General features: G+C 59.4%; 19 protein-coding genes and 4 pseudogenes. 15 read left to right on the forward strand and 8 right to left on the reverse strand.

Going from position 1 to position 26,817, the window contains the following annotated elements; translation table 11 throughout:
* Positions 1 to 832: 832 nt before the first annotated feature.
* Positions 833 to 1,255, reverse strand: coding sequence for a hypothetical protein (locus ASC97_RS09845; protein WP_156390341.1), 423 nt, complete (start codon positions 1,253 to 1,255; stop codon positions 833 to 835).
* Positions 1,256 to 1,394: 139 nt separating this feature from the next.
* On the opposite strand from ASC97_RS09845, the gene ASC97_RS09850 reads away from it, so the two are divergent.
* From ASC97_RS09850 to ASC97_RS09865, 4 genes are all read left to right on the forward strand, one after another.
* On the forward strand, positions 1,395 to 2,978 hold the full coding sequence (locus tag ASC97_RS09850; RefSeq protein ID WP_057468175.1) for a Na+/H+ antiporter: 1,584 nt from the start codon (positions 1,395 to 1,397) through the stop codon (positions 2,976 to 2,978).
* 483 nt (positions 2,979 to 3,461) lie between these two features.
* Complete coding sequence (locus ASC97_RS09855; RefSeq protein ID WP_057468176.1) at positions 3,462 to 4,214, forward strand: ImuA family protein; 753 nt, start codon at positions 3,462 to 3,464, stop codon at positions 4,212 to 4,214.
* Complete coding sequence (locus tag ASC97_RS09860; RefSeq protein ID WP_057468177.1) at positions 4,135 to 5,646, forward strand: Y-family DNA polymerase; 1,512 nt, start codon at positions 4,135 to 4,137, stop codon at positions 5,644 to 5,646. The genes ASC97_RS09855 and ASC97_RS09860 overlap by 80 nt, the downstream gene beginning before the upstream one ends.
* Positions 5,646 to 8,903: an error-prone DNA polymerase gene (locus tag ASC97_RS09865; protein WP_057468178.1), complete on the forward strand. Its 3,258-nt coding sequence runs from the start codon at positions 5,646 to 5,648 to the stop codon at positions 8,901 to 8,903. Before ASC97_RS09860 ends, ASC97_RS09865 begins: the two co-directional genes overlap by 1 nt.
* Positions 8,904 to 9,319: 416 nt before the next feature.
* Here ASC97_RS09865 and ASC97_RS09870 read toward each other — a convergent pair whose 3' ends face one another.
* The 3 genes and pseudogenes from ASC97_RS09870 to ASC97_RS09880 all read right to left on the reverse strand — a co-directional run bounded on the left by ASC97_RS09870 (position 9,320) and on the right by ASC97_RS09880 (position 11,880).
* A complete protein-coding gene (locus tag ASC97_RS09870; RefSeq protein ID WP_057468179.1) occupies positions 9,320 to 10,969 on the reverse strand; it encodes a glycoside hydrolase family 3 protein in 1,650 nt (549 codons plus the stop codon).
* Positions 10,970 to 11,057: 88 nt separating this feature from the next.
* Positions 11,058 to 11,198 (reverse strand): annotated as a pseudogene (locus ASC97_RS33890) (IS30 family transposase); the annotation flags it as partial.
* A gap of 394 nt (positions 11,199 to 11,592) precedes the next feature.
* Positions 11,593 to 11,880, reverse strand: coding sequence for a LysR substrate-binding domain-containing protein (locus ASC97_RS09880; RefSeq protein WP_244481437.1), 288 nt, complete (start codon positions 11,878 to 11,880; stop codon positions 11,593 to 11,595).
* A gap of 770 nt (positions 11,881 to 12,650) precedes the next feature.
* Here ASC97_RS09880 and ASC97_RS09885 point away from each other — a divergent pair.
* Both ASC97_RS09885 and ASC97_RS09890 read left to right on the forward strand, forming a co-directional pair.
* Complete coding sequence (locus ASC97_RS09885; protein ID WP_443216737.1) at positions 12,651 to 13,487, forward strand: alpha/beta fold hydrolase; 837 nt, start codon at positions 12,651 to 12,653, stop codon at positions 13,485 to 13,487.
* 81 nt (positions 13,488 to 13,568) lie between these two features.
* On the forward strand, positions 13,569 to 14,246 hold the full coding sequence (locus ASC97_RS09890; protein WP_156390342.1) for a gamma-glutamylcyclotransferase: 678 nt from the start codon (positions 13,569 to 13,571) through the stop codon (positions 14,244 to 14,246).
* A 21-nt stretch (positions 14,247 to 14,267) separates the two neighbouring features.
* Here the strand turns inward: ASC97_RS09890 and ASC97_RS09895 are convergent, their stop codons facing one another.
* Positions 14,268 to 15,167 (reverse strand): LysR family transcriptional regulator, encoded by a 900-nt coding sequence (locus ASC97_RS09895; RefSeq protein ID WP_057468182.1) that lies wholly within the window; start codon positions 15,165 to 15,167, stop codon positions 14,268 to 14,270.
* 118 nt (positions 15,168 to 15,285) lie between these two features.
* On the opposite strand from ASC97_RS09895, the gene ASC97_RS09900 reads away from it, so the two are divergent.
* The 9 genes from ASC97_RS09900 to ASC97_RS09940 all read left to right on the forward strand — a co-directional run bounded on the left by ASC97_RS09900 (position 15,286) and on the right by ASC97_RS09940 (position 24,423).
* Positions 15,286 to 16,218, forward strand: a complete 933-nt coding sequence (locus ASC97_RS09900) for a VOC family protein (RefSeq protein WP_057468183.1) — start codon at positions 15,286 to 15,288, stop codon at positions 16,216 to 16,218.
* A 72-nt stretch (positions 16,219 to 16,290) separates the two neighbouring features.
* Positions 16,291 to 17,208, forward strand: coding sequence for a LysR family transcriptional regulator (locus tag ASC97_RS09905; protein ID WP_057468198.1), 918 nt, complete (start codon positions 16,291 to 16,293; stop codon positions 17,206 to 17,208).
* A gap of 698 nt (positions 17,209 to 17,906) precedes the next feature.
* Positions 17,907 to 18,596, forward strand: coding sequence for a hydrolase (locus tag ASC97_RS09910; protein WP_057468184.1), 690 nt, complete (start codon positions 17,907 to 17,909; stop codon positions 18,594 to 18,596).
* Positions 18,597 to 18,661: 65 nt separating this feature from the next.
* Entirely contained in the window at positions 18,662 to 18,949 is a 288-nt protein-coding gene (locus ASC97_RS09915; protein WP_057468185.1) for a XapX domain-containing protein, read from the forward strand.
* Positions 18,949 to 20,931 carry an amidohydrolase gene (locus ASC97_RS09920; protein WP_057468186.1) on the forward strand — a complete coding sequence of 661 codons (1,983 nt, stop codon included), beginning with the start codon at positions 18,949 to 18,951 and terminating at the stop codon, positions 20,929 to 20,931. The genes ASC97_RS09915 and ASC97_RS09920 overlap by 1 nt, the downstream gene beginning before the upstream one ends.
* Before the next feature lie 161 nt (positions 20,932 to 21,092).
* Entirely contained in the window at positions 21,093 to 21,536 is a 444-nt protein-coding gene (locus tag ASC97_RS09925; protein ID WP_057468187.1) for a DoxX family protein, read from the forward strand.
* A complete protein-coding gene (locus ASC97_RS09930; protein WP_057468188.1) occupies positions 21,533 to 23,131 on the forward strand; it encodes an MFS transporter in 1,599 nt (532 codons plus the stop codon). Before ASC97_RS09925 ends, ASC97_RS09930 begins: the two co-directional genes overlap by 4 nt.
* 166 nt (positions 23,132 to 23,297) lie before the next feature.
* The gene (locus tag ASC97_RS09935; protein ID WP_057468199.1) at positions 23,298 to 23,978 is read left to right on the forward strand and encodes a YoaK family protein; all 681 of its coding nucleotides are present in this window, start codon (positions 23,298 to 23,300) and stop codon (positions 23,976 to 23,978) included.
* A gap of 49 nt (positions 23,979 to 24,027) precedes the next feature.
* Positions 24,028 to 24,423, forward strand: a complete 396-nt coding sequence (locus ASC97_RS09940) for a DUF1622 domain-containing protein (RefSeq protein ID WP_057468189.1) — start codon at positions 24,028 to 24,030, stop codon at positions 24,421 to 24,423.
* A gap of 67 nt (positions 24,424 to 24,490) precedes the next feature.
* Here ASC97_RS09940 and ASC97_RS35215 read toward each other — a convergent pair.
* The 3 pseudogenes from ASC97_RS35215 to ASC97_RS09955 all read right to left on the reverse strand — a co-directional run.
* A pseudogene (locus ASC97_RS35215) lies at positions 24,491 to 24,583 on the reverse strand (SOS response-associated peptidase); the annotation flags it as partial.
* 49 nt (positions 24,584 to 24,632) lie between these two features.
* Positions 24,633 to 25,066: pseudogene (locus ASC97_RS32830) on the reverse strand (transposase); the annotation flags it as partial.
* Positions 25,067 to 25,352: 286 nt separating this feature from the next.
* Positions 25,353 to 26,641, reverse strand: a pseudogene (locus ASC97_RS09955) (ISNCY family transposase).
* Positions 26,642 to 26,817 lie beyond the last annotated feature (176 nt).

The raw sequence follows: 26,817 nt of genomic DNA on the forward strand, positions 1-26,817 counted from the left end.
CAGTTGACACGACCGCGATCTCGGAAGGTGAATGATGTTATGTGGCCTTTGTTCCATGACTGAGATAACCAGGCGGCCCATCTTGGTTGTGCATTTGGCAAGTATGGGCCATGCGGTATCTAGGCCTTTTCCGAAATCCGCAACACATGTGCCGTGCGCGACTCTACAACAGCGGATGACTTTTAGGATTTCGTGGGTAGTGCCCGCCTCTTCGAACTCTGCCAGTAGCTTATCGGCCTCAGTCCTAATGCTGCCTGCCATCTCCGCCAATCCTTGTTCAAAAGGCGCTGCGCGCCGCTGCCGAAAGCGACCTTTCGGGCAGGTTCAAGCGGCTTGCTCCGGTGATCACGCGTGAACGCAGGCGGCGGGCCTTTCGTGCCGAGCAGTCGTTCCCCATTTCCGAATTCGGCCACAAGGCCTTCGATCAGAGCGATCTCATCGGCCGCTTGATCGTCCTGGTAGATGAACCGCCATTCTACCCGATAGAGCGCCCATGCGGTTTTCCGATCGATGCGGCAGGCACGATTTCAGCTGTCATGTTCCTACTCCCGCCTCCCAAAGTTCCTTTTTTCTCGATTTCGCAGCAGGCGAGACACAGCCGACGATCCGGCAGATACTTGTCCTCGCCTTTCACGACTTGCTGGCCGATCTTGAGGACGACTTCCGACGGCTTGCCGCAACGCTGGCAAGGGCCATCCTTTACTCCTTGGCCTTTCCGAGTTCTTCTACCGGAACACCGAGAGCGCTCGCCAGTGAATGTCGTCCGAGATCAGGCATTGCTGCCAGTCCGGCGGCGACGGCTTCCTGCCACGATTTCCCTCGTTCCCAAGCCTCAATGTAGGCATCGGCAAGCATGTCGCCTTGGCGGGTCTCCACGAGCGCCTGTGAGAGCAGCGAGGCTTGCAGGAGGTCCTTGTCTCGGTGGCTGCTTGGCCCGCTTATCGGCCTCCACAGCTAAGTCCACCACATGATCCCACAGGAACGCATCGATGAGGTAATCGGCACCATCAAGCTTCATCTCGACCGGGACCCACAGCTCGCGGGCTAGATTTTTATTCTCGGGTTCGATCCGATCGACGACCTTTTCGAACACGCGGTTTGCTATCTCAACGAGAGCGGCTCTTTCGTCTGCCTGCAATGGCTGCGCTTCAATTGCGGCATGGAGCCCGGGGATCAGGAAAAGTTCGCCAGACAAGTTGTTGCGTTCGCCGACGTCGCCGAACCGCCCGTTCACCGCCGCAGCGATAGAGGTCAAGCATGCGTCGGACGATGCGATCATAGGGCAGTAGCGCGAAATTTCGGTCTCCACCGACTTCTGAGAGGGATGTCGCACACCACAGTTGCGTTTTGATCGAAGCCGTCATTTGATGTGCACGTTGGTCACGGGGAGACAAATGGACGGCACTCATCTGTTCGAGCTGGTGATCGCGATGTTTCTTGCGATCATCGCACTGCATTATCTCGCCCATCGACTGGGGTTGCCGCCTTCCGTCGCGCTGCTTGCAGGCGGTGCCACTCTGGCCTTCGTCCCTGGGCTGCCAGCTATCACCGTCGATCCCGAGCTAGTGCTGGTCATATTCCTTCCGCCGCTTCTGTTCGACGGTGCCTGGTCCATCGCTGTCGATAGGCTGAAACGCCACATGTTCGGCATTGCCTCGCTCGCAGTCGGTGCCGTGCTCTTCACAACCGTGATCGTGGCTCTTGTGACCCATGTTCTCATGCCGTCGTTGCCGTGGGCCGCCTGCGCGGCGCTCGGGGCCATCGTCTCTCCGCCGGATGCGGTGTCGGCGCGTGCGGTCCTGGAGCACGTTCGCCTGCCGCGACGCCTTCAGATTCTGCTGGAAGGCGAGAGCCTGCTGAACGACGCGAGCGGATTGGTCCTCTTCCGGTTCACGGTCGCCGCCGCAGCGACGGGAGCGTTCAGCACAGGCAGCGCTGCTGGGACCTTTGTTCTACTTGCCGTTGGAGGTGCCATCGTAGGTAGCCTCGTCGGCTACGCTTGGGTCAAGCTTGTCCGGCGACTACGTGACGACTACCTTATGATCGCCGCGACGACGCTGCTTTGCTGGGTCGCCTATCTGCTCGGAGAGCAACTTCATGTGTCCGGTGTTATCGCCACTGTCACAGCGGGTCTGATAGCCTCGTGGCACCAGCACACCGTGATGTCGGCGGCGACGCGCATGCGGGGCACATCCTTCTGGACGGTTCTCGTCTTCCTCATGGAGGCGACTGTCTTCATTCTGATCGGTCTATCGCTGCGCGACATCGTCGACCGCGGCGGCGGTTTCGGCGCGCTGATCGAAACCATGGCGTTTCCGGCACTTGCAATTCTTGTCGCGCTTGTTGTGGCCCGTTACCTGTGGGTCTTCGGCACCGATCTCGCGATCAGGCTGGCGAACAGACTGCGACTTGCAAGATCGGTTCCGCTGGGACCGAGGGCCGCGACGGTTCTCGGATGGGCAGGCGTCCGCGGCGTGGTCACACTTGCACTCGCCCTGAGCCTGCCCGACGACTTTCCCGGGCGAGACTTTATCCTCGTCATGTCGTTTGCCGTGATCATGGGGACGGTGCTCGTACAAGGCACGACACTTGGAACTATAATCTCCTGGGCTGGTCTGGGAGAAGCTGAAGCCGAGCGTGCGCCGATGACGATGAGCCAGGCGGAAGCGGCAATGGCTCAGGTTCAGTTCTCAAAGGTCAAAACTCTGGCCTACAATGGTGAAGGCAATCTGATCCATCCGCAACTGCTGAAACGGTACGAGCACCGAGCGACGGCCATCGTCGACTATGCCGAACGCACCGACGACTACGCGCCGATGCTGCATGCTCATTTCGACGTCGTTCTGGAGGCGGTTGCCGTCGGTCGAACAGAACTCATACGGCTACATCGCTCAGGGCAGATCGATGACGAGACCCTTCGCGAACTCGAGCGGGATCTCGACCTGGAAGAACTGAGCGCCATCTCCGCAAAGGCCTGAAACTGGCCTAATTCCCGCTGACTAACAGTCTCCATTGGCCCGCAGGCATGAGAACCGAGTGCCACAGCGATCTCCCTCGGCATCCACAAGGCGGTCGCATCCAGGCGCCGATATGCGCCGTAGCCGGCGAACGTCACGCTTGCCCCATGCTTCTTGAGCAACTCCGCGCGGACATAACTACCTTATCGTCCACACGCCGGGCACTCGACCTCGATGATCGGATCCCGCGCGTCATTAGGCAGTGCGTCAATGGCAATCCGTCACGAGCGACAAAAATCTTTTCAATAAAGCCGGTGACTTTACGAGATTCGGCTACGTCACTGATTCATCGAAACAATCTTCAATCCAACTAAAATAATGGGATCGTTTTCCTATTTTTGGGCGTATTGACTCTGATTTCCGGAAGGAACAGAAAGGGAACAATCACAGTCAAGCGACATGATGTCGTCAATGTCAACGCGATCTGAACAGGATTCGTGATCGATGTCCGCTGTCCGCGAGCACGTCATAGCCGATCTTCGGGCACGCATCAGCGCCATCGAGAGCCATGCAGTGAAGAAGCGCGGATGCCTGGAGTTCGGCGTTCCGGAGATCGATGGTGCACTCCCGGGAGGCGGGCTCGCCCATGGCGCATTGCACGAGTTCGCTGGCGGCGGGGCAGGTACAGTCGACGGGGCAGCCGCAGCCCTGTTTGCCGCCGGAATAGCCGCGCGGACGAAGGGGCCGATCGTCTGGTGCCTAACACGGCCGGACCTCTTCTTCCCGGCTCTGGCGCAAGTGGGCCTGCATCCCGACCGGGTGATCTTCGTCGAGTCCGACAAGGAAGAGGACGTGCTGGCGAACATGGAAGAGGCGCTGGCGCACGGAGGTCTCGGCGCCGTGGTCGGCGAACTCGTCCGGCTTCCAATGACTGCCTCGCGCCGTCTGCAGCTTGCGGCCGAACGCACGGGAACCCTGGCGTTGGCGGTCAGGCGATGGCGACGGCAGACTGAAGCGAATGACTTCGGCCAGCCGACGGCCTCGACGACGCGGTGGAGGGTCAGTGTGCTGCCGTCCGAGGCGCTTCCGGTTCCCGGTGTCGGTCGGGCGAGGTGGTTGCTGGAATTGATGCGCGTGAAGGCGGGCGAGTGTGCTGAGTTTTGCGTAGGAGCATGTGATGACAAGGGTCGTATCGATCTATCTGCCCGACCTGCCGACGGATCGCATTCGTCGAGCCGATCCATCTATTCCGGCTGAACAGGCGATCGCGGTGATCGCAAAGTCGGGATCGAAGCGCTGGGTCTCCGCTGTCGACGATGCGGCGAAGAAGTCAGGCGTCCATGTCGGCATGCAAGCCGCCAAGGCTCAGGCGCTTTTCCGTGGGCTGACGATGATCGACGCGGATCCTGCTGCGGATGCCGCCGCACTCGAACGGATCACCTTCTGGGCACTGACGCAGTATTCGCCGATCGTCGCCGTCGATGGTCATGATGGCCTCGTTATGGACACTGAAGGTGCCGACCATCTTCAGGGTGGCGAGGAGCCAATGCTGGCACGTATCGCCAACCGGTTCCGCGCCAAGGGGCTGGCTGCGCGGGTGGCCATCGCCGACACATGGGGCGCGGCAAACGCATGCGCCCGCGCGGTCACCCGCGAAGTCGTCATTGTTCCCAGAGGCGAAACCGTAAGAGCGGTCGAGAAGCTTCCGCTCTCGCTGCTCCGGCTGCCCGACAAGGTCGTCGGAGATCTTCGAACTCTCGGCTTCAAGACTGTCGGTGAACTCGCCAATACACCGCGCGCACCGCTGACCCTTCGCTTCGGGCCGGAAATAGGTCGCCGCTTGGACCAGATGTTCGGCCGAATGCCGGAGCCTATCGATCCCATCCGCACCGACGAACTGATCGAAGTCAGCCGTTCGTTCGCCGAACCCATCGGTGCCGCCGAGACCATCAACAAGTACGTGGGCCGACTGGTCGTCCAGCTTGTCGCAGAACTGCAGAAGAAGGGTCTCGGGGTTCGCCGGACGGATCTCATCGTCGAGAAAGTCGACGGCACCCGGCAGGCAATCAGGGCAGGGACCGCCAAGCCTGCGCGCGATGTCGCCTGGCTCACGAAGCTCTTCAAGGATAGAACCGAGAAGATCGAACCCGGCTTCGGCATCGAGAAACTCACGCTCGTCGCCGTGATGTCCGAGGTGCTCGATGAGACGCAGACGTCGTCATCGCTCGTCGAGGAGGAAGTGATCGACCTCACGCCGCTGATCGACATCTACGGCAACCGCGGTCAACGCGTCTATCGCGTCGCCCCCGTAGCTTCCGACGTTCCGGAACGTTCGGTTCAGAGGATCGGCGCCGCATCCGACCCAGTGGAGGCCGCTTGGGTCAATCACTGGAAGCGACCCGTCCGCCTTCTGGCACGACCGGAGCAGGTCGATGTGATGGCGCTGATGCCTGACCATCCTCCTGCTTGGATCATGTGGCGTGGTAAGCGCCGCAAGGTGAAGAATGCCGACGGCCCTGAGAGGATCTTCGGCGAATGGTGGGAACGCAACTCCGAAATGGCCGCTGTCCGCGACTACTTCGTCATTGAGGATGATACGGGCGAGCGTCTGTGGATTTTCCGTTCTGGCGACGGCGTGGATCCCGAAACCGGGAACCATCGGTGGTTCATGCACGGGATATTCGGCTGATGAGATACGCCGAACTCCAGGTCACGACGCATTTCTCCTTTCTGCGCGGGGCGAGTTCGGCGCAGGAACTGTTCCAGACCGCGAAGTTGCTGGGGATCGATGCTATCGGGGTCGTCGATCGGAATTCGCTTGCCGGGATCGTCCGTGCGCTCGAAGCGTCTCGATCGACTGGGATCCGCTTGGTCGTCGGCTGCCGTCTCGATCTGCAGGACGGGATGTCGATCCTCGTCTATCCGACGGATCGCGCCGCCTATTCCCGGCTGACCCGCCTCATTACGTTGGGGAAGTCCCGCGGTGGCAAGAACAACTGCATCCTGCACCTTGAGGACGTCATCGCATACTCGGACGGGATGCTCGGCATTCTCGTGCCGGATATGCCGGGCGATGTTTGCGCGGTCCAACTCCGAAAGATGGCGGAGATTTTCGGCGACAGGGCATATCTCTCGCTCTGTCTCCGGCGGCGGCCGAACGACCAACTGCGCCTCCATGAGCTTTCGAACCTTGCAATGAAGTTCAGGGTGAAGACGGTCGTCACGAACGACGTGCTCTTCCACGAGCCGGGCAGGCGGCAACTTCAGGACGTCGTCACCTGCATCCGGCACAATACAACCATCGACGCGGTCGGTTTCGAGCGCGAGCGCCACGCCGACAGATATCTGAAACCTCCCGAGGAGATGGAGCGGTTGTTCTCGCGCAATCCGGAAGCGCTCCGGCGAACGATGGAGATCGTCGACCGCTGCAAGTTCTCGCTCGAAGAGCTGACCTACCAATATCCAGAGGAAGCCATTGTGCCAGGCAAGACCGCTCAGGAATCCCTGGAGCACTACCTCTGGGAATGCGTGCCGATCCGATATCCAGAGGGCCTCCCGCCCGACGTCCTGAAGACCGTCCGTCACGAACTCGACCTGATCCAGAAGATGAAGTATGCGCCTTACTTCCTGACCGTCTTCAGCATCGTCAAATATGCCCGCAGCCAAGGTATTCTGTGTCAGGGGCGCGGATCGGCGGCGAATTCGGCCGCCTGCTACGTCCTCGGCATCACGAGCATCGACCCGAGCACGAATGATCTCCTGTTCGAGCGCTTCGTATCGCAGGAACGGGACGAGCCGCCGGATATCGATGTCGACTTCGAGCATGAGAGGCGCGAGGAGATCATCCAATGGATCTACAAGACCTATACGCGAGAGAAGGCTGCTCTCTGTGCGACGGTCACCCGGTATCGGGCGAAGGGTGCGATCCGGGATGTCGGCAAGGCGCTGGGATTGCCCGAGGATGTGATCAAGGCTCTGTCGTCCGGCATGTGGTCATGGTCGGAGGAGGTTCCTGATCGCAACATCCGCGACCTCGGCCTGAACCCCGACGACCGCCGTCTTGCACTGACCCTGCGGCTGGCACAACAGCTCATGGGCGCGCCGAGACATCTCGGCCAGCATCCTGGCGGCTTTGTGTTGACGCACGACAGATTGGACGATCTCGTACCGATCGAACCCGCGTCGATGAAGGATCGCCAGATCATCGAGTGGGACAAGGACGATGTCGAGGCCCTGAAATTCATGAAGGTCGATGTGTTGGCATTGGGTATGCTCACCTGCATGTCGAAGGCATTCGACCTCATCCGCGAGCACAAGGAGGTCAATCTCGATCTTGCAAAAATCGAGCAGGAGGACCCGAAGACCTACGCAATGATCCGGAAAGCGGACACGCTTGGAACCTTCCAGATCGAGTCCCGCGCGCAGATGTCGATGTTGCCGAGGCTTAAGCCAAAGACGTTCTACGACTTGGTGATCCAGGTGGCCATCGTGCGGCCGGGACCGATTCAAGGTGACATGGTGCATCCATATCTTCGCAGACGCGAGGGTAAAGAAAAGGAGGAATACCCGACGCCCGAGCTGGAAGCTGTCCTCAAGAAGACGCTCGGAGTGCCGCTGTTTCAAGAATCCGCGATGCGCGTGGCGATGGTCTGCGCCGGGTTCACGGGCGGGGAGGCCGACCAGCTGCGGAAAAGCATGGCTACCTTCAAGTTCACGGGCGGCGTCTCGCGGTTCAAGGACAAGCTGGTGTCCGGCATGATCAGGAATGGCTACACCCCGGAGTTTGCCGAGAAGACGTTCGGGCAGCTCGAAGGGTTCGGGTCCTACGGTTTCCCGGAAAGTCATGCGGCATCGTTTGCTCTCATCGCCTACGCGTCCAGCTTCGTGAAGTGTCACTATCCGGATGCGTTCTGTGCCGCTCTGTTGAATTCCCAGCCCATGGGTTTCTATGCTCCCGCGCAGATTGTCGGATGTGCCAAGAACCATGGCGTGCAAGTTCTCCCAGTGTGCGTGAACCGATCTCGCTGGGATTGCACGCTTGAACGCGTCGGCAACGGCGACCGCCACGCAGTCCGTCTCGGAATGCGGATGGTCAAGGGACTGGCCGTCGCCGACGCCGCCCGCATTGTCGCCGCCCGGATGAACAATGAATTCGAGAGCATCGACGACATGTGGCGGCGTTCGGGCGTCCCGTCCGAGGCTCTGAAGCAGCTCGCCGATGCCGATGCCTACCTGCCGTCTCTGAAACTCGAACGCCGTGACGCCATCTGGGCGATCAAGGCTTTGCGCGACGAGCCGCTGCCACTGTTCGCGGCCGCTGCCGAGCGCGAGATGAAAACGATCGCCGAGCAGCAGGAACCGGAGGTCGCACTCCGGCCGATGACTGACGGACACAATGTCATCGCCGACTACAGCCACACGGGGCTGACGCTGCGCGAGCATCCGCTCGCTTTCCTTCGGAAGGATCTGCAGAAACGAAACATAGTCACGTGCTCGGAGGCAATGAACGCCCGTGATGGCCGCTGGCTCATGACCGCGGGTCTCGTCCTCGTCAGGCAGAAGCCAGGATCGGCGAAAGGCGTGATGTTCATCACCATTGAGGACGAGAGTGGTTCTGCCAACCTTGTGGTCTGGCCATCGCTGTTCGAGAAGCGCCGCCGAGTGGTGCTCGGATCGTCGATGATGGCGATCAACGGGAAGATCCAGAGGGAAGGCGACGTCGTCCATCTCGTAGCGCAGCAGCTATTCGACCTCTCCGGAGACCTTTCAGGACTGGCGGATCGCGATATCGATTTCAAGCTTCCGACGGGCAGGGGAGACGAGTTCGCCCACGGCGGCGGGCCGGATCCACGCGACAGGCCGAAGCCTGCGGTTCAGCCGCGCGACATCTTCATTCCAGATCTGCATATTGACACCTTGAAGGTAAAGGCGAGGAATTTCCACTAGGGGTTTTGTCGCCTCGCTGTGCAAACGGGAGCCGCGACTCGACGGTTTCCATAGCTCAAGAACTTGCTACAGCATCCCCCTCGACTTCAACGAGCAGATCCGGTCGCACAAGACCGGAAACGATCACGAGCGTGGAACTGGTTTTACGTGTCCGAGATGAGCCTTTCGAATTTCGGCGAAAGTTGGAAAGTCGTCACGGTTCGTCAGAAATACGGTCGTCTTGACCAAGTTCTCGAACGTCATGCCCGCCTCATTCTATACGGCTCGCAAGTCGATGAAAACCGCATCTGATTGGGCCGCGATCCCGGGTAGGACCTTGCCGACCTCATCGGCACCCGATCACCGAGGTGATGTCGGCACGGCAACTCCGATCTGCTCGAGTATCAACGGAGATGGGATTTCCGTCCCAAACCCGTTCAGAACCGAGCATCTTCAAGTGCGCAAAATGGATCGACTGGATTGTTGCGGTTCCAAGGCACCCGACCCAGAAGTGCATCAACGACGGCACGTTGCATCGTCTCCGTGGTCGTATACGCATTAATGTAGGTCGGCACTCGCGGAGCATCATAGAGAAGATATGGATAGCCGAACGAAATCATGACCGTCGGAATGTCATGCCAGTACCGGCGCATGGCTTCGCCAAAACCGCCGGTGAGCTTCAGCCAATCTAGGAATACACGGCCACGCGTGAGGAGTGTCTCATCACCGAGAATATAAAGAACCAGATCAAAATTCCGGGGATCTGGATTACTATTCGGCGTATGAACCGTAACCTGAAACCCCTCTTGGGCCAGCACCGCAGGAAGCGCGAATTGCAATGGCTCACGTAGGAAAGGAATGACGATATCGCCGGAAAAGACCAAAACGCGCCTGTGATGCTCCAAGCTCAGCGGTAAGGTTCCCCTGACATCTTTGACGAGAGTTGGGATGCGGCGGGCCAGTGTTTCAGAAAATGCTACATTGGCGGTGTGGTCAGTGGTCGGTACGGTTTGCGGTCTGTGCAGGCCGATCGCGGCCTTTAGACCGAGTTGCCGTATGAGTGCCTCGTCGATGCGCGATGCAGTCAAGCGACCATCGGCCAGCGCAGTTTTCAGGTATTGGATATCTGCTTCCCAGTCGTCGGAAAAAAGGATGACATCGCAGCCGGACGCGATGATTTCGGGTAGATGTTCTGAGCGCTTCGACCACGATCCAAGCCCTGCCATCGGTGTGGCGTCGGAGACGATCACCCCATTGAAGCCAAGACGTTTGCGCAGAAGCTCTTCATTGAGAAGGCGGCTGATTGAGGCAGGCCGGAATGCTTCTTGCCCGGCGTCTTCGAGAAACGAGCGTACGAATGCCGGGAAAGCAATATGCGCGGACATCACCGATAACACGCCGGCATCAATCGCACGGCGGTAGAGGCGGCCAAAGCTGTCTTCCCAGGTTTCCAGATCAAGTGGATTGACAGTGGTCACAAGATGCTGATCGCGATCATCAAAACCTTCCCCTGGCCAGTGCTTGACGGCAGACGCAACCCCGTATCGCTGAAACACCTCCATCTGCCGGATCGCGTGCCGCTCGATCGTGGCGACGTTGGAGCCAAAGCCACGGGTTGCCACGATCGAACTCCTGAAGGCGGCGTTGATATCAAGGACTGGCGTGAACGACCAATTGATGCCCGAGGTGCGAGCTTCCTGCGCCATGATCCTGCTGACTTCTTCGGTCGCGGCCACGTCATCGAGCGCCGCAAGTCCCAATGGATTGGGCATCTCGGCCGCACCTGTTAGGCTGAGCCTACTTCCTTCCAGATCTGCGGAAACGAGTAGCGGCACGGAAAGCGCATCGTTCAGCCTCGCTATGAGTGCCCGCTCGGTCTCAGCGTCCGCGCCGCTGAAACGGGTAATACTTCCGGGCCGGAAGAGCATTATGCGCTCTATCTCGGCGGGATCGTTACCGAAGAGCACAAGGTTGAAGAGTTGCGAAAGCCTGTCATCCTCTGAAAGACCTGAGAGGGTTTTCCTGACCCACTGGATGTCTTGCTCATCGAGATTGTATGGCGCGCGCCTGAGGTCATCAAATGTCATTGCCTTCAGCCTTCGTTTATTTGGTCGGGTCGGTCCAAGTAACTGACTGTGAGTTCACACTTAATCGCGAATTTCGAGCTTCGAGAGGTTAACCGTTACGACGGATTTGCGCGAGAAGTTTCTGGCGGAAGACTTCGGCGGGCGTTTTGTAACCGAGGCATTTGCGTGGTGTCGCGTTCAGGTGATTGCAGATCTCGGTGAGATCGAGCGCTTCTGGATCTGAAGCCTTAATTTAACCGCAACATTGTCATCGGATCGGTCGCCGGGATGCGACCACAAATAGCGCATCCCCGCTCGAAACGTTCTCAGAACACGATGTTGTCGGCGGATCAGATTCACCTTGTTCGTGTCCTTGCCGCCCATCCAGACCGAGAACCCGCGACGGAGGAAGTCGGCAGCTTCCGTCTCTGATCGCACGCGGATGGCGTTGCTAGCCAGGTGCTGGGCGCGGCCAAGCTTGGGGTCGGCAAGCGGGAACGTGCCGTCACCGTAGCGGTGGGGAACGGACGACCACGGAAGCGAGCTACGGACTCCGGGACAGCGGTGCAATATCCGTCCTCCCGGAGTGCCTTTTTTGGCGATTTCTAAACCGATTGGGCTGCGAGGGAGATCTCCGCGGCTGATCAGCGTTTTTCGGCGAAGGCTTCGGTAAACTCCGCCACAATCGCCTTGATGAGGCGCCCCGTGATCCTGTCCTTCTGCCATAGCGCGGTCATCTTGACAGGCGAGGGCCGCCATTCCGGCAAGACCCGGACGAGGTCGCCAGCGGCCAGCGCGCGGTCGATCATGAAATCCGGCAGGTTGGCGACGCCCAGACCTGAGACCGCAGCGTCGATGAGGATAGTCTGACGATTGGCGGCGAAGCCGATCTTGGGATGCACCTTCGCCAGGTTGCCATCGTTGTCTCTCACATCCCACTCGACCAGATCGCGCCCGATCGCCAATGCGGGAACGGCGTTGAGGCCCGGCCCCCGTTAACCTTTGCTTAATTTCTACTTTGACTTTTCGCCTTTGAAATCGATAACTCACGCCACGGTGATGCGCGTGCCAGCGTCGAATGGAGACCTTGTCCAGGAAACAGTAGTAGGATCCGTCACGATACGAGAAAGCCCCGATTCCGGCAGCAACTCCGGACATCCCATGAAGTTTCGCCTCTCGAAAGTCTGCAGGGAGGTAGTGTCTCCAGTAGGCACCGAAGCCATCCTCGAAATCGCGATCCTCCGCACGATGTCGTTTGCTTTCAAGAGCTCCCGAGCATCAATAAAGGCAGACGCGACGGCTGCTACTGGATCACTTGGGATCGCCGGCGTGCATCAGTCTCCTCTGGCGTCAGCCCCATGAAGGCGGTAATCCACCGCCTTCCCCCGTGACATGAGCTCCAGTCTCAGTCGATGGCCCCCGATTGTTGCGTCTTACGCAATAAAATAGAAATTATTAGCGCAATTGTAGTTGAGCGGATCTGACGGCAGTATCCATCCATCAGACGAACACAGTGTCGCCTGAAGCTTTCAATGACGAAGTCGCAGGACGCAAGATGACTGAGAATTTCACTTCCATGACGCGCCGAGGCGCATTGCTCTCCGCTGGCGCTGCTGTCGCCGCCGCGGCCACTTCCCCCGCTTTCAACTTCGCAGTGAATGCTGCGCCCACCGCCAACAATACAACCGAAGGACAAAAGACAATGGCCTATGTGACCACCAAGGACGGCGTTGAGATCTTTTACAAGGACTGGGGTCCGAAGGACGCGCAACCGATCGTCTTCCACCATGGCTGGCCGCTGTCGTCGGACGACTGGGACGCGCAGATGCTGTTCTTCCTGTCGAAGGGTTTTCGCGTCGTCGCCCATGATCGCCGTGGCCATGGCCGCTCCGCCCAGGTCGCAGACGGTCACGACATGGATCACTACGCGGCCGACGCCTTTGCCGTCGTCGAGGCGCTGGACCTAAAGAATGCCGTGCATATTGGCCACTCCACTGGTGGCGGCGAGGTTGCGCGGTATGTGGCAAAGCATGGTCAGCCCTCCGGCCGCGTCGCCAAGGCAGTCCTGGTCTCCGCCGTGCCGCCGCTGATGCTGAAGACGGATGCCAATCCTGAAGGTCTGCCGATCGAAGTCTTCGACGGTTTCCGTTCGGCACTCGCGGCCAACCGCGCGCAGTTCTTTCGGGATGTTCCGGCAGGCCCGTTCTACGGCTTCAACCGTGATGGCGCGACGCCCCTGGAAGGCGTGATCCAGAACTGGTGGCGGCAGGGCATGATGGGCGGTGCCAAGGCTCATTACGACGGGATCAAGGCCTTTTCGGAGACCGACCAGACGGAAGACCTGAAGGCGATCACTGTCCCGACACTCGTCCTGCACGGCGAAGACGACCAGATTGTTCCGATCGAGGACTCGGCGTTGAAGTCGGCCAACCTTTTGAAGAACGGTTCGCTCAAGACTTATCCGGGCTTCTCGCATGGCATGCTGACGGTCAATGCCGATGTGCTGAATGCCGATCTTCTGGCGTTCGTGCAGTCCTGACCGAACTTTCTCGGAGCCGCGATGCGAAAGCGATCGCGGCTCCGATCTCGTGAGACGCGTGCTTTATTTCGGAACAAGATGATGATGCTGACACCGGAGCTTGTTGCCTTGACGTTGCGAGACGTCCTGGACGATGGCCCAGAACCGGGCTGGACACCACTCTCCGAGGCGGAACTTGACTGTCTCGTCGACAGGATTGAACGAGAGGTAGACGGCGAACCGATTTGGGTCTTCGCTTATGGTTCCCTTATCTGGAATCCTGAGTTCAAGCCGATAGCCCGAATGCGAGCATCCGCATATGGATGGCACCGATCGTTCTCGCTGAGGATCGAACGTTGGCGGGCAACCAGCGAACAACCAGGCCTGATGATGGCTCTCGAACGCGGCGGGCGGTGTGATGGCGTGGTACTCCGGTTATCGGAAGAGCGTCGCCGCCAGGATCTCCGTGCGCTCGTGGCGCGCGAGCTCAAGTACCACGAAGTCGCCGACATGGTCCGGTGGGTTCGTGTGCAGACGCCTGAAGGCATGAAGAACGCCCTGACGTTCTGGGCAAGTACGAGACGATCCGGCCTCACCAAGCCATTGCCGATCCCGACCACCGCGGAGCTCATCGCAAACGCCTGCGGGCAAGGCGGATCGTGCGCGCAATATCTGCACAACACGATCGTTGATCTTGAGGCCGAGGGGATCCGAGACCGAAACCTCTGGCATCTGCAGGCGTTCGTGGCCGAGCGGATCAAGGCAAAGCAAGCAGCCTGAGGTCGTCGTCCTAACTGAGCGTCAATCCAGCATGACCATGTGCGCCGGGACCTGCTCTTCGAAGAACTTCGAGAAGGATGCGATCCGGGGTGGCAGGGCCTGATATGGGGGATAATAAAGCGTCAGCCACAACTCTGGGGGTGCCCACCCTTTAAAGACCTGTACTAGGCGTCCGGTGCGCAGGTGTTCGGCAATGTGAAACCCCGGTAGCATGGCAACGCCCGCACCGTCGGCGGCCATGTCCGCCAGAACCTCGCCACTATTGGCGCTGAAGGCCCGACCTGCCGAAATCGTCATGCTGGATCCACCATCCGACAGCACCCAGTTCTCGCGCCGGCTCTCACCGCTATAGGCGAGGCAGTCATCGGGTGTCAGTTCGTTCGGGTGCTGCATTTCGACGAACCTGCTGCCGGGAGCAGCGATCAGGATCCGCGGCACCACCCGGATCTTGCGCCAGATCGTAAACTTGTCGGACGGCTGGGACGAGATGCGGATCGCCAGATCGTAGTCGTCGTCCACGATGTTCACCAATCCATCGGACAGCGAGATCTCGAAGCTCATCTTCGGATATCGTTCCTTGAATCCTGAAAGGATCGGCGGCAGCACTGCCTTGCCGAACCACGTTGGCGCACTAATCCGAAGCCGTCCCTCATCGGCCTTGTGCGCGTTCATCACCTCGCGCCGAGCGTCTTCGAGCGCCTTCACCGCGGGCTGGATCTGCGCGGCAAAGATCGCGCCATCGGTCGTCAGGGAAACCTGCCTCGTGGTGCGCACAAAGAGCTGTACGCCGAGTTCTGCCTCGAGCGCGGCGATGGCACGCGTGACGGCTGCGGGTGTCATGTCCAGTTCGCGGGCTACCTGGGCGAAGTTCCGCTTCTCGGCGGCAAGCAGGAAGGTTCGAAGGGCTTTGTAATCGTTCATATCATTGTTTCAAATTTGGCAATTCAATCACAAGAAATATTGCAATTCTGCGCGGTGATCAATGGGCCTACATTCATATCAACACTTGAACACCCAACGCTGATTGAAAGGCACTGACATGATCAAGGACATCAAGGGACTTCACCACGTAACTTCGATGGCATCGGACGCGCGGCAGAACAATCGCTTCTTCACCGACACGCTGGGTCTGCGCCGCGTCAAGCAGACGGTCAACTTCGACGATCCGAGCGTCTACCACCTGTACTACGGTGACGAGAATGGTTCCGCAGGCACGGTGATGACCTACTTCCCATTCCCGAAACTGATGCTTGGTCGTCCGGGCGTGGGTGAGGTCAGTGAGACGCAGTTCTCGGTTCCAAAGGGCTCGCTGAAGTTCTGGCAGGATCGCTTCGCGGCTCAAGGTGTCGACGGTCTAGAAACGGATACTGTCTTCGGCGCCAACCGTCTTCGCTTCATGGGCCCAGATGGCGACGGTCTTGCGCTGATCGAGTCCGCCGACGACAACCGCGCGCCATGGCGGGCGGATGGAATTCCCGACGATGCGGCCATCCGCGGTTTCGCCGGTGCTCGCTTCAGCCTGCATGACACCGCAGCTACGGAAGAGCTTCTCGGCTTCATGGGTTACCAGCGCGCCGAGAAGGAGGGCGACGTGACTCGCTTCATCATCCCCAATGGCAACGGAGCGGATTCGATCGATCTCGCATCCCTGCCGAAAATGCCCTTCGCGCGTCAGGGGGCGGGATCGGTTCACCACATCGCCTTCGCCGTCGATAACCGTGAGAAGCAGCTCGAGGTGCGCAAGGCCTTAATGGACACGGGGTATCAGGTCACGCCCGTCATCGACCGCGACTATTTCTGGGCGATCTACTTCCGCACGCCGGGTGGCGTTCTGTTCGAGGTTGCCACGAACGAGCCGGGCTTCAATCGCGATGAAGACACGGCTCACCTTGGGGAAGCGCTCAAGCTACCGGGCCAATATGAAGCTTTCCGCGATCAGATCCAGGCAAATCTCGAGCCACTGGCTGCCTGACAATACCCCTCAAAACTGATGGCATTTCGTATTTTGGACGCCGCACACATAAATTTCGATGGAGAGATGACAATGGATCAATTGGGAGCGATCAGAGCCTTTGTTCGCGTCGTCGAGGCCGGATCCTTTGCAAAGGCTGCAGACACGATGGGTGCGCCACGGTCGACCGTGAGTAAGCTTGTTCAGGATCTCGAGGCAAGCTTGAGCCTCAAGCTGCTCGAACGCACGACACGTTCAGTCACCGTGACACCTGAGGGAGTTGCTTATTACGAGCGCGCCATTCGCCTGATCGCCGATTTCGACGAAATGAACAATGAGGCGACCCGTGGGCGCCTAGCCACCAGGGGAAAACTTCGGGTTGACGTAGGAGGGACCTTCGCGAATGCGATTCTGATCCCTCGGTTGCCAGAGTTTTACGCGCTCTATCCAGAGATCGAGCTGCAGCTTGGTGTAACAGAACGTCAGGCCGACATCGTCGAAGAGGGCATAGACTGCGTCATCCGTGCCGGCGATCTGCCCAACGCATCTCTCGTTGCGAGGAAGTTATGTAGCGTTGAGATAGTGACCTGCGCAACCCCGTGGTACCTCGAAAAACACGGCGTGCCAGCTTCGCCATCGGATCTGCAGCGTGATCATATTTTCGTGCAGTACTTTTTTGCACGTAGTCTGAAAGCTGCACCCGTTCGACTGATGAAAGGCGATGAGAAAATAGAGATCTACAGCCCCATCAAGCTCTCCACCAGTGATGCCACGGCGCATTTGCATGGAATATTAGCAGGACTGGGTATCGGGCAGACATTTGAGTTCTTGGCACGGCCCCATATCGCTCGTGGCGCCCTGGTCCCAATCATGAACGATTGGGCGCCACCACGTTATCCTGTTCACATCGTAAGGCCAGCGGGCCGGTTTCCTAGCGTTAAGTATCAGGTCTTTGCAGACTGGGTTGCGGGCGTGTTTTCTGCCTACGACGATGATACCGGCACACCGTAGTGGCTTTGTCCATATCCATGGATAGTTACTCCACAATGACGGGCTTCTCCCATCTCTCCTTCGAATATATTCCCACGGCTGATTTGATCCATCGTCGGACAGCGCGGAGTGGGTGATGGGCCTATCCTGTGTGGGAGTGTGCCGTGACATGGCGGTCGTCTCCTGGTTCGGCGGCCTATAAAATTGAAGCAACGGTTGTTGAGAGTAAGCAGAAGACAAAGTAATCGCCAATGGAACCCCTGCGCGTAGAGCGTACTCACCATCTAGTCGCGTCAATGCTCAATGGCAGACTGCCACGCATGTCACGGCTCACACCCCGCTCTCCTGTCGTCCACGGGCCGTCTCGCCCCAAGCGAATTCGGCCAAATCGCTCCACGCCGAATAGCGTGAACAGCGACACTGCAACCTACCTCAGGGCCTCCTGTCCGAATGATTGTGCGACGTCCGCAGGTCAACCGAACGTCAGTAATTATTGCGATAAAGGCAACTCATTCGCAATTAATATTGCAATTTTGCATGAGTGCAAATCACGCTACGTTTCCTTTCAGCAGCCGAGGCAACGAGTGAACGGAAGCATCGGTTTCGACCTACTCAGGGCCTTATGAGGCGTGTTCCAGGACATGGTGTCCGTTCGACAGGCCCTGCCAAGTTTATAACCAGCCGCATTAGCGGTCCAAACAACCGAAGAGGAAAATCTCATGTCCAAGCTCGAAGTTCTCACTCCCGCCAACAGCCAGTTGATTTTCATCGACCAGCAACCTCAGATGGCTTTTGGCGTTCAGTCGATCGACCGCCAGACGCTTAAGAACAACGTCGTCGGTCTGGCCAAGGCAGCAAGGATCTTCAACATCCCGACGACCATCACCACCGTCGAAACAGAAAGCTTCTCCGGCAATACCTTCCCGGAACTTCTGGCGGTCTATCCGGAGAACGACATTCTCGAGCGCACCTCGATGAACTCCTGGGACGACCAGAACGTGCGCGATGCGCTGGCGAAGAACGCGGCAAACGGCCGCCGGAAGATCGTCGTCTCCGGTCTGTGGACGGAAGTGTGCAACACAACCTTCGCACTCTCGGCTCTGCATGATGTTCCGGATTATGAGATCTACATGGTCGCGGATGCTTCCGGCGGCACGTCCTCAGACGCGCACAAATACGCGATGGACCGGATGGTTCAGGCAGGCGTGATCCCGGTCACCTGGCAGCAGGTCCTGCTCGAGTGGCAGCGCGACTGGGCCCGCAGGGAAACCTACGATGCTGTCACCACCCTCGTGAAGGAGCATTCCGGCGCATACGGCATGGGCATCGACTACGCCGTCACGCATGTCCACGGTGGCGAAGAACGCGTCAAGCACGGCAAGCGCATCGGCCCAAATCCCGCCAATTAAGGGTCTGGCCAGACCGCTCCGATAACCCGTCGGAGCGGTCTTTCCGTAATCGTGAAGGACAACCAATGAAAATCTATCTCCTGTCTCTCGGCGCAGGTCTGCTGGTCGGCATCGTGTACAGCCTCCTGAACGTCCGCTCGCCGGCTCCGCCTGTCATCGCCTTGGTCGGCCTTCTCGGCATTCTCGTCGGTGAACAGATCATCCCTTTCGCAAAGACCTTGTGGAGCAGGGAGCCAGCAGGCGTTTCATGGATTCATCAGATCAAGCCGCACATGTTCGGCCACCTACCGAAGGGCAGCGATCGGATCGACCTCGCCCATCAGGCAGAGGCGAAAGCGGAGGAGCGGAGCTGATGACGACTCGTCGATCCTTTCTTGGGGGCGCGTCGAGCCTGGCGTTCTCGAACCTCTTCTCCCCGGCGAAAGCCGCCGATGCCAACCAGACCGGAGTAGACACCATGCATCCCGACCTGATCCTCCATAACGGCCGCGTGACGACCCTTGACCGGGCCAATCCAAACGCCACGGCGATCGCCATCAAGGATGGCCTGTTTCTCGACGTCGGATCCGACAGCGAGATTATGGCGCTGGCTGGTGCCAACACGAAGATCGTCGACCTCAGGGGCAAGCGCGTCCTGCCGGGCCTGATTGACAACCATACTCACGTTATTCGCGGCGGCCTGAACTACAACATGGAACTGCGCTGGGACGGCGTGCGCTCGCTCGCAGATGCCATGGGCATGCTGAAGCGCCAGGTGGCGATCACGCCCGCGCCGCAATGGGTGCGCGTCGTCGGCGGATTCACTGAACATCAGTTTGCCGAAAAACGCCTGCCGACGATCGAGGAGATCAATGCGATCGCTCCCGATACCCCGGTCTTCCTGTTGCATCTCTACGACCGGGCACTCCTGAATGGCGCGGCGCTGCGCGCCGTCGGCTACACCCGCGATACGCCGAACCCGCCGGGTGGTGAAATCACCCGTGATGCCAATGGCAATCCGACTGGCATGCTGCTGGCCAAGCCGAATGCAGGCATTCTCTACTCGACGCTCGCCAAGGGGCCGAAGCTTCCTCTGGACTATCAGGTAAACTCGACCCGCCACTTCATGCGCGAACTGAACCGCCTTGGCGTTACCGGAGTGATCGACGCGGGCGGCGGCTTCCAGAACTATCCGGACGACTACGAGGTCATCCAGAAGCTGTCGGACGAGAACCAGATGACGGTTCGTCTTGCATACAACCTCTTCACGCAGAAGCCCAAGGAAGAGAAGCAGGATTTCCTAAACTGGACGCAGTCGGTCAAATACAAGCAGGGCAACGACTATTTTCGCCACAACGGTGCTGGCGAGATGCTGGTCTTCTCCGCTGCCGACTTCGAAGACTTTCGCCAGCCGCGCGCGGAAATGGCACCGGAGATGGAGGGCGAGTTGGAAGAGGTCGTCCGGGTTCTCGCCGAGAACCGCTGGCCCTGGCGCATGCATGCCACTTATGACGAGACCATCTCCCGCGCGCTCGACGTGTTCGAGAAGGTCGACAAGGACATTCCGCTCGAAGGACTGAACTGGTTCTTCGACCATGCCGAAACCATCTCGGATCGCTCGATCGACCGCATCGCCGCACTCGGCGGTGGCATCGCCACTCAGCATCGCATGGCCTATCAAGGCGAATACTTCGTCGAGCGATACGGTCACGGCGTGGCCGAGGCTACGCCGCCGATCCGCCGCATGCTCGACAAGGGTGTGAATGTCTCCGCAGGCACCGATGCGACGCGCGTTGCTTCCTACAATCCATGGGTTTCGCTGTCGTGGATGGTCACCGGCAAGACTGTCGGTGGAATGCAACTCTATCCGCGAGCCAACTGCCTCGACCGGGAGACCGCGCTGCGCATGTGGACTGAGAAGGTCACGTGGTTCTCCAATGAAGAGGGCAAGAAGGGCCGCATCGAGAAGGGCCAGTTCGCCGATCTGGTGGTGCCGGACAAGGACTTCTTCTCCTGCGCCGAGGACGAGATTTCGTTCCTCACCTCGGAACTGACCATGGTCGGCGGCAAGATCGTCTATGGCGCAGGCGACTTCAAGACGCTCGACGAGAACGACATCCCGCCCGCGATGCCCGACTGGTCTCCCGTGCGCAAGTTCGGCGGCTACGCGGCCTGGGGCGAACCGGAGGGCGCGGGCGCTCGATCCTTGCGCCGCACCGCCATCTCCACATGCGGATGCGCCAGCGATTGCGGCGTGCACGGCCACGACCATGCCGGAGCTTGGACCTCCAAGCTTCCAATCGCCGACCTCAAGGGATTCTTCGGCGCATTCGGTTGCTCCTGTTGGGCCGTCTGACGAGCCTGGCTCGGGTGGCATCCAGCCACCCGAGCATCACTTCATAATTGCCCATTTTGCAATTAAATCGAAACTATTGCTGCAATTGTTGGCGCCGCTGCAACCAGTCAATATCGCTCCATCAAAAGCAGCCGCTCGCGGCGTACATGCAGGAGCAGATTATGACCCACCTATCCCCCACGTCGAACCCGATCCTAAGCGGCCTGACGCGCATGTTGGCCTCTCCGATCACGCGAACCGTTTCGCTGCTCGCACTCTGCGCTGCCTACATACAGGGTCCGCTTACCAAGATCTTCGACTTCAACGGCGCACTGACTGAGATGGATCATTTCGGTCTTCATCCTGCCGCATTCTTCGCAGTCGCCGTCATCGTGTTCGAGCTGACGGCTTCAGCCATGGTGGTATCGGGCTTGTTTCGCTGGCTCGGAGCGCTGGCGCTCGCTGGCTTCACGCTCATGGCAACGTTCATCGCCCTCCGTTTCTGGGAGATGGCTCCCGGCATGGACCGCATGATGGCGACCAACGCCTTCTTTGAACATGTTGGCCTCGCTGGCGCATTCCTCTTCGTCGCCGCATTCGACCTCACCAAGGGAGCAGGCAAATGAGCGCTGCAAAAGCATCCGGCGGAACCTTCGCGCCACTCGCACAGCCTGTGTTCGCGGTTCTCTGGATCGCCACCGTCCTTGGCAATACCGGAAGCTTCATGCGCGACGTCGCAAGCTCCTGGCTGATGACGGATCTTTCGGCATCGCCGGCCGCAGTCGCCATGGTCCAGGCGGCCGGAACCCTGCCGATCTTCCTGCTTGCCATTCCTGCGGGCGTTCTCACCGACATCCTTGATCGCCGCAGGTTCCTGATGGCCGTCCAGTTCCTGCTGGCATCCGTCAGCATCTCGCTTATGGTCCTGTCCCAGACGGGCATGCTGTCGGTCAGCGCGCTGATCGGTCTGACCTTCCTCGGCGGCATTGGCGCTGCTCTGATGGGACCGACATGGCAGGCCATTGTTCCCGAACTGGTCAAACGCGAGGATGTCAAGAGCGCCGTGGCGCTGAACTCGCTCGGCATCAACATTGCCCGCTCCATCGGGCCTGCCGCGGGCGGCCTGCTTCTTGCAGCCTTTGGAGCCGGGATTACCTACGGCGCGGATGTCGCAAGCTACGCCGTGGTCATCGCAGCTCTGGTCTGGTGGCCACGGGCGAAGAATGCAAACGACGCGCTTCAGGAGAACTTCTTCGGTGCCTTCCGTGCCGGACTTCGCTACACCCGCTCCAGCAGGCCGCTGCATGTCGTCCTCCTACGGGCTGCCATCTTCTTCGCCTTCGCCAGTGCCGTCTGGGCGCTCCTCCCGCTCGTCGCCCGGCAACTGCTCGGTGGGGATGCCAGCTTCTACGGCATCCTGCTTGGTGCGGTCGGAGCTGGTGCGATCGGTGGAGCCTTGGTCATGCCGTGGCTTCGCGAACGCCTGAGCTCGGACGGTCTGCTTCTTGGCGCAGCATTGATCACCGCAGTTGTCTTGGGTGTCCTGTCGCTTGCCCCGCCGAAGATCGTCGCCATCATCGTTCTTATGTTCCTCGGGGGCGCATGGATCACCGCCCTGACCACGCTCAACGGCGCAGCGCAGGCTGTTCTACCCAACTGGGTGCGCGGTCGTGGTCTTGCTGTCTACCTGACCGTCTTCAATGGTGCGATGACTGCCGGAAGCCTCGGATGGGGTGCTGTCGCCGAAGCTGTCGGGATCCAGTCCACCTTGCTCATCGGAGCCGCCGGACTGCTTGTGGCCGGGTTCATCATGCACCGCGTAAAGCTTCCTGCAGGCGATGCCGACATGGTGCCGTCCAACCACTGGCCTGAGCCGCTTGTCGCGGAACCCGTTGCCCATGACCGTGGTCCGGTTCTGATCCTGATCGAGTACAAGGTCGAGAAGCAGCACCGCAGCGCATTCCTGCACGCCATCGATCATCTTTCCAACGAACGCCGCCGTGATGGTGCCTATGGCTGGGGTGTCACCGAGGACTCGGCTGACCCGGAGAAGATCGTCGAAGGGTTCATGGTGGAATCCTGGGCTGAACACCTGCGCCAGCACAAGCGCGTCTCCAATGCCGACGCCGACCTCCAGGGCAAGGTGCTCGCCTATCATGTTGGTCCGGACAAACCCGTCGTACGCCATTTCCTGACGATCAATCGACCCGGTGCAGCTTAACGAAGACTTTGGGTGGGGCGGCGGCTTCGGCCGCCCTGCCCATTATGCCGCCACGCGCAATGAACTCGAAACAATTGATGCAATTGTTGAAGCCGGCATCCGGCGTCAAAACTGGAGCCACGTCGCGAGCAACGTCGCGGCATCTAACAAAAATAGAGGTCATGAAATGAAGCTTCCCTCCCTTCCTACCCTTCTGAGTTTCAATGGCGGCTACGTCGATACGCTCGGCTTCCTGGCTCTTTCAGGTCTTTTTACTGCGCATGTCACAGGCAACTTCGTGACCTTGGGCGCAACGATGGCCCATGGCCTTGGCGGAGCATTGTCGAAGGTGCTGGTCCTGCCGATGTTCTGCCTTGTCGTCTTCGCGTCCCGGCTGGTTTGCCTGAAACTTCAAAACCGGAATCGCTCCCCCGTCCGGCCCATGCTGGTCGTAAAATTGATCCTGCTCGCCGCGGTAGCGGCCATTGCCATGGTTTATGGTCCATTCCACGGCGACGAGAATGGCGTTACGTTTGCAGTTGCGATGACACTGGTGTCGGCAATGGCCATACAGAACGGTCTTCACCGGTCCCATCTGTCGAAAGCGCCGCCGACCACCTTGATGACGGGTACGACGACACAGATCATGCTCGATCTTGCCGACATCCTTGCCAACTCGAAAGCCCAGGAAATCACCGTCGCAAAAGCACGGGTGAGAAAGATGGCCACCGCTGTCGTGACGTTTGCCATCGGATGCGGCGCCGGAGCGGCGGGCTACATGTTCAGCCCTGCGGCCGCCTTTAGCCTGCCAGCTATAATCGCCGCCGTTGCCCTCTTCGCCAGCACGTCAGGTGCCGAACCCAACTAACAGAAACCGCGCGTCGGGACTTTTCAGATTTATTACAGAGGATACTGAGATGGACATTGGTACTGAAGCGAGCGGTCTCGCCAACCTGATCGCTCCCGTGTTGAAGCCGCTTGCAACCGGGCTCGAATTTTTCGGGGTCGGGGTAATCCTGATCGGCGTGGCCCTGGCGACGGCCGGATACGTCCGGGATCTGCTCTCGTCCGGACAACGCAATGCCTATGAGCGCTATCGCGCCAATCTCGGGCGGGGGATATTGCTTGGGCTCAAAATCCTGATAGGGGCCGATATCATCGCCACCATCATTGCTCCTCTGACGTGGGAAAGCGTCGGCCTTCTCGGGCTGATCGTCCTCATTCGAACTTTCCTGAGCTTTTCGCTCGAGGCCGAGATCGATGGTCAGTGGCCGTGGTCGAGGAATGCCCAGCGTGGCGCTAATACCCCTTGAACGAAACAACCCTCAGCGATGGCAACCGATAGCGGATGCTGCAGCCGAAGACGGCCACTCCAGTTATCACCCTTGTCCACTGCGGAACGTGGATCCCGGCGAAGAACATAAGCTCTTTGCTTTCGTCGCGCCCGAACCAGGCATTCGGGACTTTCCCTCCCGGCGCCGACCGTAAAGTGTCGAGCTTTTTGTAGGGCAGGGAGGCTTGGACGACGTTTGCGGCGCGCTTCTGGCAGATACTGATAGAGACCAAGCCCATAATCTTCCTTGCTGTAGATGAAGCGATAGATTGTCTCCTTGCAAACGCGAACACGACTGACGCCGTCCGACAGCAGGCGTCCGGCAATCTGTTCGGGAGACCAGCGAGCCTCCAACTGGTTGATGATCTCTGTTCGCAAATTCGGGTGACGCCGCAGCTTTTTCAGCCGGCGACGTCGGTCCTGCTCAATGTCGTTCGCAACCGTGCTGCAGTAGCCGTCGTAGTCCGGCAGTTCACGATCGCGAAACGTGTTGCGCTTGATCTCGCGGTAAATCGTCGAGCGATGACGGCCAAGCCGATCTCGCTTACCGGAACTTTTGCCGCCACCAGGTGATGCAGGCGTCGGCGATCGGCGAGGGTGATCTGCGTACAGCATCCAGACATGCCAAAATCTCCATAGTGAAGCCATTGTAATCATTGGCATGTCGCACTTGGAAATAGAATGTACCCGGCTACATCAATGTGGCGGCAGGGTTGGAATGTCCGTTTGTGTGCAATGTAGAAGTGTCACTTTGGGCGCGCCTTCAGCCATTTAGAAATGCGACACTCGGCATGTCCACTGCGCTGAGGCAAGCCCCCGACCGGACCGGCTGGGCCGGGTTGTAAGGGAAGGGCGGGGGCGGGTGAGATGCTCCCCTTCGGCTTTAGCTTGGACAGTCGGAGCAGCCAGTCATTCCGCCGCATCGAGGTCAGGGAGCGCCTGTCGCCGTCGGGCAATCACGGCTGGATCCCTCCCGAAATCCGTCCGCTTGCCTGGCTTGCGGCCACGTTTGACGTAGCCAATCTTCTCGCTGTTGGTCTTCACCTTCGGCGGCAATCGCTGATCCTGCTGGTCTTTGATATAGGCAAGAACGTCGCCGAGCCGCTTGTTCTCGGTGATCGCCGCATGTGTCACCCGCTGGTCCTTGTCGAACACCCGATACGGCAGCGAATGCCCCTTCCAGCGCACCTCCAGCCGGCCATCAGCGAAGGCATAGGTCTCGACATAACGGCCAACCAGCCCACGCGTCACATCACCTTGAGCCGGTCCAACGCGAGATTCACCGGCCGATGCAGATTGTCAGATCGGGCAGGGGCAACTGCAAACCGCGCGTTGTAGCCTTCCATGAAAGTGGGCATAGACGCATTGCCCGCCTGCATGTCGCTGATCCCGGCCAACCGCATATCCTTGATCAATCGGTCCTGCAATGTCCGGTTCATCCGCTCGACGCGGCCCTTGGCCTGCCTTGAATTTGCGCAAAGAATCTTGATGCTTAGCTCGCAAAGCACCCGGCCGAACTGGGTCATGCCCTGACCGCCCTTGGCATCCTTCTTGGCCACCCGGAACACCGAATGCTTGTCGGAATAAAAGGCAACGGGAGCACCGTGATCCCGCAAATAAAGCTCCAGCGCCTCGAAGTAGCTGAAGGCGCTTTCCGATCGCACGAACCGCAACTGCATCAATCTGCCGGTCGCATCGTCGATGAACACCAACAGCGTACACGGTGGCCCACGATCTTCGAACCAGCGATGCTTGGAGCCGTCGATCTGCACCAGCTCGCCATAGGCCTCGCGTCGCAATCGTGGCTGATGAAACGTCCGCCGCTACTTGCGCGACAGCCAGATGCCGGCCTCCGTCATCCATTGCCGCAACGTCTCACGCGACACCGTCAGCCCATCGCGCTCGGCAAGCTTCTCGGCTGCCAAGGTTGGACCGAAATCGGCATAGCGTTCTCGCACGATCGCCACAGCATAATCGCGAAGCCCATCGCCGATCCGGTTGTTCGACGGCCGGCCGATCGCCTTGTGCCGGATCGACGCCGCGCCACCCGTGCTGATCCGCTCCAGCAACCGGCGAACCTGGCGCTCGCTCAAGCCCAGAACATGCGCCGCCGACACCAACGTCATCCGGCCGGCGATGACCTTCGACAAAACTTCGATCCGCTGCAGATCACGCTCGCTCATCGCAATCAGTCCCATCGGCAATCTCCCACGTCCTCAAAACGCGGGGAGAGTGACATTCTAACTTTGCAGAATCAGGACACTTTAACTTTGCGGTGCTGGTTCCAGATCGAATGCAACGCAGTTCAGCAGCCTACCTGAGGGTGCCCTCCAAAGCCAATAGATGCTGGCTGAAGATCTCGGTCGGCGTCTGA

It is taken from the genome of Rhizobium sp. Root1203, from assembly GCF_001424945.1.
Classification (GTDB): Bacteria; Pseudomonadota; Alphaproteobacteria; order Rhizobiales; family Rhizobiaceae; genus Rhizobium.